Source organism: Faecalibacterium prausnitzii (assembly GCF_003287405.1).
Classification (GTDB): Bacteria; Bacillota; Clostridia; order Oscillospirales; family Ruminococcaceae; genus Faecalibacterium; species Faecalibacterium intestinale.
In genome coordinates this window covers 1-6,339 of record NZ_PRLD01000030.1, presented here as the reverse complement: position 1 = coordinate 6,339, position 6,339 = coordinate 1, and the positions used below count along the sequence as shown (strand labels likewise).

The 6,339-nt window shown below is 52.1% G+C and carries 9 protein-coding genes; 3 read left to right on the top strand and 6 right to left on the bottom strand.

What is annotated here, in order from left to right; genetic code table 11:
• Positions 1-132 precede the first annotated feature (132 nt).
• The 3 genes from C4N24_RS14530 to C4N24_RS14520 all read left to right on the top strand — a co-directional run bounded on the left by C4N24_RS14530 (position 133) and on the right by C4N24_RS14520 (position 1,145).
• Positions 133-519, top strand: a complete 387-nt coding sequence (locus tag C4N24_RS14530; RefSeq protein WP_112091995.1) for a TnpV protein — start codon at positions 133-135, stop codon at positions 517-519.
• A gap of 103 nt (positions 520-622) precedes the next feature.
• Positions 623-946: a hypothetical protein gene (locus C4N24_RS14525; protein WP_112091994.1), complete on the top strand. Its 324-nt coding sequence runs from the start codon at positions 623-625 to the stop codon at positions 944-946.
• Entirely contained in the window at positions 939-1,145 is a 207-nt protein-coding gene (locus tag C4N24_RS14520; protein ID WP_112091993.1) for a hypothetical protein, read from the top strand. The genes C4N24_RS14525 and C4N24_RS14520 overlap by 8 nt, the downstream gene beginning before the upstream one ends.
• 274 nt (positions 1,146-1,419) lie before the next feature.
• Here the strand turns inward: C4N24_RS14520 and C4N24_RS14515 are convergent, their stop codons facing one another.
• The 6 genes from C4N24_RS14515 to C4N24_RS15475 form a co-directional block, all read right to left on the bottom strand.
• Positions 1,420-2,592, bottom strand: coding sequence for a nucleotidyltransferase domain-containing protein (locus C4N24_RS14515; protein WP_112091992.1), 1,173 nt, complete (start codon positions 2,590-2,592; stop codon positions 1,420-1,422).
• Between the two features lie 11 nt (positions 2,593-2,603).
• Complete coding sequence (locus C4N24_RS14510) at positions 2,604-3,557, bottom strand: hypothetical protein (protein ID WP_112091991.1); 954 nt, start codon at positions 3,555-3,557, stop codon at positions 2,604-2,606.
• A 4-nt stretch (positions 3,558-3,561) separates the two neighbouring features.
• Positions 3,562-5,277: an ABC transporter ATP-binding protein gene (locus C4N24_RS14505; protein WP_112091990.1), complete on the bottom strand. Its 1,716-nt coding sequence runs from the start codon at positions 5,275-5,277 to the stop codon at positions 3,562-3,564.
• Entirely contained in the window at positions 5,274-5,717 is a 444-nt protein-coding gene (locus tag C4N24_RS14500; RefSeq protein ID WP_112091989.1) for a S24/S26 family peptidase, read from the bottom strand. Before C4N24_RS14500 ends, C4N24_RS14505 begins: the two co-directional genes overlap by 4 nt.
• Complete coding sequence (locus C4N24_RS14495; protein WP_112091988.1) at positions 5,710-5,967, bottom strand: PqqD family protein; 258 nt, start codon at positions 5,965-5,967, stop codon at positions 5,710-5,712. Before C4N24_RS14495 ends, C4N24_RS14500 begins: the two co-directional genes overlap by 8 nt.
• 83 nt (positions 5,968-6,050) lie before the next feature.
• Positions 6,051-6,209, bottom strand: a complete 159-nt coding sequence (locus C4N24_RS15475; protein ID WP_181573117.1) for a hypothetical protein — start codon at positions 6,207-6,209, stop codon at positions 6,051-6,053.
• Between the last annotated feature and the right edge of the window lie 130 nt (positions 6,210-6,339).

Here is a 6,339-nt window from a genome sequence, read left to right as displayed (position 1 = left end):
ATTTTGTTCCGATGAGTGCAGGAGAATTAACCACAACAGGAAAACCTTGGAATTCTATCACAAGAAAAAAGGAAATCTAAAATCAGACCCAGAAGCAACCCCAACGCCGAAACCAAAGGAGGATAATGCAGCATGACTACCATGAAAAATTCCATCCATGACAACGCTAACGGTCTGGACTACACCCTTGTCAATGACCACTATCTGCCGAATCTGACCGTAGCAGCCCCGGCAGAGCACCCCACCGGGCGGTGGGGTCGCTTACATAAGAAATATCTGAAGGAGCAGCATCCCATCCGGTACAACCAACTGCTCCTGTCCGGTGAACTGGGCGGCTACCTTGCCAAGCTGGACAAGCAAGCCGAGGAACAGCTTGCATTGACCGTCCAACAGATGCAGGAGTCTGAGGGCGTGACCGAAGCCCTGAAAGCTGCCAATCAACTGGAATGGGTGCGCCGGATGAACAGCATCCGCAACCGTGCCGAAGAGATCATCAAGACTGAGCTGATTTTTGTCTGATACAATATCACATCTCTGACCGCCCTGCACAACGCACGGCGGTCTTTTCGTTACATCGGGTCTGCACAGAGCAGGCCCTTTTTTAATACGGAGGAACAAGTCTATGAAACTGACGTTTGAAGAAAAGAAGCTGCTCTACACCTATGGCTGCGCTGATCTGGAATTGACCCGCAAGCGGCTGTACGGAGTTGCCGGCCTGACGGTTGACCCCGATCTGAACCGACTGGTGTTCGACTTCGTTCGCAAGCTGGAGGACGAATCGCTGCATTTGGAACGATGGTACGACCAGATGTTCTACTTCGTCCGTTCCGAGATGGAGTGCTACACCAATATGCGGCTCTTGATGCAGGACATCGAGGAGGATGAGGACTGGGGACCGACCATCTTTGACGAATCTGAGGAGGAAGAACTGATTGACGATGTTTAAGCTGGAAACTATGATCTACGCCAGCGAGGACGGGACAAGCAGCGTATTTACGCTGAATCCTGCCTTGCAGAAGCAGCTTGATGCCCTTGCAGCGCAGCACCCGGAGGTGTGCCAGCGGAAGGCAAGGGGCGAAGCTGGCGGGGTAACGTATCAGGTCAGGGGTGCTGCGCTGGCTATCCAGCCTGTGCGGGCATCCTGAAAGCGATACCCGATCTGCTATGGTAGAATAAAGAACAACGGGCAAAGCGTCAGGAGGGATGCTTTGCCCGTTTTACATACCTGTATGCAATTATGCGGAACTTTTAGAGCAGCGATGGCTACTCATCCAGACAAAGAGCATTGAAGCGGCGAAAAAAACACGGGCATCCGTCTTGGTTGCCCGCGCATAAAAAGAATGATACACAGAAGGAGGGTGCACGGGTGTTCTTTATATCATGCCTATGCTACTGCCGACAACGATACTCTATACAGAATTATCTTTTGCTGACTGCTTTCAAAGCTTTTAACTCTTGTTTTACTTTCCTTCTATGTGTAATACCTTTATCCACGATTCGCCACACCCAGAAAAATGGCATCGTCCACGGATGCTTATAGACGAACGGATACGCATATTTGCAAAATTCTCTTCCGGGAAAAAGCCGTACACAGCAATATTTTAACTTTGTCCAGCGTGTGATGTCTTCTGAGTCTTCCTGAAGCTCATGCAGACGATTGTTAACGCTGTTACCGACTGTTCCGTAAGTGGTCGCATCACAATAGTACAGCAGCATTTCCTTTTCATCCTCAGTCAGTTCGGTCTCTGCCAGAGGCCGAACGGCAGAAAACAGCTTTTCTGCCAGCACACGGCTGTGCTGCTCGTATTCTGCGATTCCAAGCTGCGTCAGCTTTTGTTCCACTTCGTCCCGATCCATGATACCGCCCAGATGCCGATCCATCACATAAATATCGGCCAGTGTGCGGACACCTGTTCCACTGTGACTGTAATGCTTGTGTGCGTGTGCGAGGACAAATACATAAAAATCTTCCGGCGTAAAGGCAAACTGATATGCTGTTCCATCTACCGGCAGTAAGCGTTCTTTTACATTCTTATACTGCTCAGTCAATTCCTTATACGTCCCGTGAAACAGGGAAACGTGCATTTCAAAATTATAAATGGGCGCTTTTTCGTATACATCGTGATTGCCCTTCCTGAAAGAAACAGTCTTGTAGCCCCGGTTTTGAAAAATCTCCCGCACCTGTTCGCGTCCGGAAGGGTCAAACAAAATGTCGTTGTCTGCCATTTCCCGCATTCCGGGCTTCGGGTACCAGTCTTTCAGAATGCTGCCTTTCAGGGGCATATACCAGATGCCTTGTGTTTCCAACTCATGCAAAATTGTCTTACGTTCGGCATCCAGCAGCATATTTTTTCGGATCGCCTTATTTTTGGCATCGATCCATTGCTTCTTTGTGGCTTCATCGGCATTTGCAAAAATCGCGGTTTTCTCCAATGCCATGCATACCATGGAAGCGACCGAATGCTTTCTTGCCATGATCAGAAGCTGCTTCAGATCCGCATCAGCCAAAACTTCTTCTCGCGCAGAAACACCTTGGAGCGCACACGCCATCAAATAAAGCAGGTGCTCACCTGTTTTAGTCATTGTACTCATTTTGCGGTTCCTCAATATTCATCTTGATGGCTGTAAATCTCGCTGACAATATCCCGAAGTTCTTTGATCTGTGCTTTCTGCTGTTGTTCATAGCGGTCAAATTCTGCTTTGGCACGTTCCGTCCGTCCTTCTTTTTGTGCCAGAACCAAAAAGGCTGTATCAGCATCACGATATTCCAGCTTCTTTTCGGATACATATTCATCCAACACATTCAGATAATCTGTAATGTCCTTTTCTGCCAACGAATTATCGTGCAGGTTATCAAGGTCAAAACAAATTGCCATGCTGGTGTGCGCAGAAACCAGCGTAGTTGTCAAACGGCTGCTGGAGGTCGTGGCAAGAATAAACCCATACGGAAGATAAAGTATCTCGTCCTGTGCTCCATCGTCTAGTTCGGTACGGTATCGGAACAACGTCTGGTATCCGCGCTGTGCCAACAACGCCCGATTTGCATCTGTATCCTCTGGATTCCGCAAAAGAACAACAGGCTGCCATACTGGAGTGTATTCTGCGATCATTTCCTGAACTTCCGCTACGGTGTCCAGTGTATCATCCTGCATGGAACGAATAAACAGAACAAAATCAAAATTTTCTGCAGCAGCTGCTTTGATGATATCCCGCAGAACCTCTTTATCCAGCGAGCAATTCAGCAGGATCGTCGGGGTAAAGGCATGGCCTGCACTCAATTCCTTTACAACCTCAATATCCTTCACGGAAGATATCCTGAAGCAGGGGATCGCACCAGATATATCCGTGTTGGTGGAAATTGCCTTCTCCCGCTTGTCTAATTCGGATTGGAGCTCTCGGATTTCCTGTTCATAAGGGGCAGCCTGCTGCTGCAAGGCACGCAGCTGTGCCAGTCTCCGCCGTTCCTGCTGACGGTTCATCCATGACAGTCCGATCAGGAGCGCAGAACAAACAATGATCACACCAACCGCAAAGGTCTTGCTTTTCCAAAATTTCATAATGCTATCCTATTTTGTTTTTCTGTCGGATGCCATCTTTGGAAAAAGACAGCTCCCTGTCAAAAAATTCGGTCTGATCTGCGCGGTGCGTGACCATTAGCACCGTTTTATCAGTCATACGGCGCAGATTTTCCAACAACTGCTGCGCAGTTGCTTCGTCCAAGGCACTGGTGGCCTCGTCCAGCATCAGAATGGGATGCTCTGAGAACACGGCCCGGGCAATGGCGATGCGCTGCATCTGCCCTTCAGAAAGCCCCTGTCCGTGTTCGCCCAGCGTGGTATCCAGCCCTTTTTCCAGCTTCTGCACAAAATCCTCTGCGCAGGCAATGCGCAGGGCACGGAGGATGCCGGCATCATTCTGTGCTTTGCACGGGTCGCCAAAGGAAACGATATCCCGGATCGTACCGGAAAGCAGCTGATTGCCCTGCGGCACATAGGCAAACAGGCTGCGCCACGCCGCCGTCAGCGGCTGTGTGCCGCTGGTGGTTTCCAGCGTGCGTGAGCCGGCATCCAGCGGGTAAAGGCACATCAGCAATTTCAGCACCGTGCTTTTGCCGCAGCCGGACGGCCCGGTGAACGCGATGTACTCGCCCTTGCGGATGGTCAGGTCAATGTCCTTCAGCACCACCGGCATGGGCGGCTGTTCTTCCTCTGCGCGGACAGGCGGCTGATAGGTAAAGCTGGCGTGCTCCAGCCGGAGTGCCGTCAGCTTGGTGCGATAAAACTCCAGCGTTTCTTCCTCTGCAAGCGGGTGCTCGCTGTCCGGTGCAAACGCTTCGGCTACCATCAGTCGTTCCGCGCTGGCAAGCATGGCGTAATAACGCGGCAGATACCCCGTCAGATTGGCGAACGGGCTTTGCACCTGCCCCACCAGCTGCATAATGGCCATCAGGTTGCCGTAGCTCATGGTACCAGTCAGGATGCCGTAGCCGCAAAAGCCGATGCCCAGCAGATATGCGCCGTTCATCGCCCCGGCAAACCCGATGTTGCACAGGTTGGAAAAGTTGCTGCGCTTCATCCGCGCAGCCTTGTGCTGTTCCATCAGGCTTGCCGCCTGCGTTGCAGTCTGATGCTCCTTTGCAAAGGTGCGCACGATGAGCAGGCTTTCCAGCCGCTCCTGCAAAAAGACCCGCAGGGCGCCGTCTGCTTCCTGAATATTTTTGTGCAGGCGTTTCAGAATTTTCCGAAATCCATACGTCAACGCAAGCATGACTGCGCCGCCGGGGAGAAGGATGTACAAAAAACGCGGCTCGAGCCACAAAATAGCGGTCACTGCGCCCAGCAAGCGCACCAGCATTCCGATCACCCCGGGCACGATCTGGGTCACGCCGCCCGCCACCACGGTGGTATCCGAGGTCAGGCGGTTCATCCACTCGCCGGAGTGCACCGCCGCCACTGACGCATAATCGCCGGTAAGCAGGGCAGAGAAGAGCCGGTGCTTGAAGCGGTTTTCCACGGCGGCGCTGGTGTACTCACTCAAAAAGCGACTCGCCGCGCTCAACATGATCTGCCCCAGCAGGATGCCCACCAGCAGCGCCAGCGATGCCCAAAAACCGCCCTGCACCCCGTCCACGGCCATGTTGATGATGCGCCGCAGTACAAACGCAAAGGCGATGCTGGAAACGCTCAGCACCGCCTGTACTGCAACTAGAACGCCTACCAGAAGCTTGGTTTTTCCCGCTACGATGCTGAGCCATTGTAAGGTGTTTTTTTGTTTCATTGGCACAGCTTCCTTTTTATTCTTCCGGGCAGGTCACGGCACCACAGCACCGCTGCGCGCAGGTAGAACAAATCGCACCACAGGTGCACATACAGCCGGTAGCGCTGATCCGTGACCGGGAGCTTTTGCCCATCCCGGATTACTGCCGTCAGCACGCCGATGATATGCCGGTCGGTAATGCCTGTCTCCCGCCGCCAGCGGTTGTCTCCGCAGAGGACGTAATCATTTTTACGCACTTTCAAAATACGGTGGAGCACATATTGTCCGCTGTCTCGGCGGTAGAGCGGCACATCGTATTTGTTCAGCCGTCCTTGCGGTTTGCGGGCGATAAGCAGCAGGTCTTTGCCCTGCCGGATCAGCGGCAGCATACTGTCGCCTACATTGCGGTAAAGCAAAAAGCCATTGTGCGCGATCTCCTCCTCAAAGGTCGATTTACGCATCCAGCGCACCAATTTTTTTCAGGTTGGCCAGCACCATGTCCACATCCTCTGCCATCACAGCGCGGGGGGCATCGTACTTTTTGCACATGGCGTCCAGAATGGCTTCCTTGGTGGTTTCGGTTTTGAGCTGGTCGATGATAAAGGCGGCGGTGGCATTGCTGCGCACCATACCGGCAAAGCCGCCGTCCGCTTCCACCATCACCTGCTCGCCATCCATTTCCTGTGTGACAAATGTATCTTTCAATTTCATATCTCAAATCGTCCTTTCTTGGAACGGTGTTTTTTCAAGAAAAGGCAGACCGCCGAAACGACCTGCCTTCTTCTGACGCATCATCATTCGCCCCAAATCCAACCATCTCCATCCGGTTTGGGAGGCTCATTACTAGTACAACCTGCGTCGGAAACACATCCGATCGTGATGCTCGATGTCGTGATGACATCTTCTGCCTCGAACTCGATGACTTCCATCTGAGCCTTTGCATACTTTTCCATGTTTGCACACCTCCTTTCGCAGAGAATCTCTATGTGAAGCAGCTGCTACGCCACGTCACGCGAAAGAAAGTATTGCAAACAAAACGGATTCAGGACATAATTTATCTTGCTTGCTTGCTTGCTTGCTTGC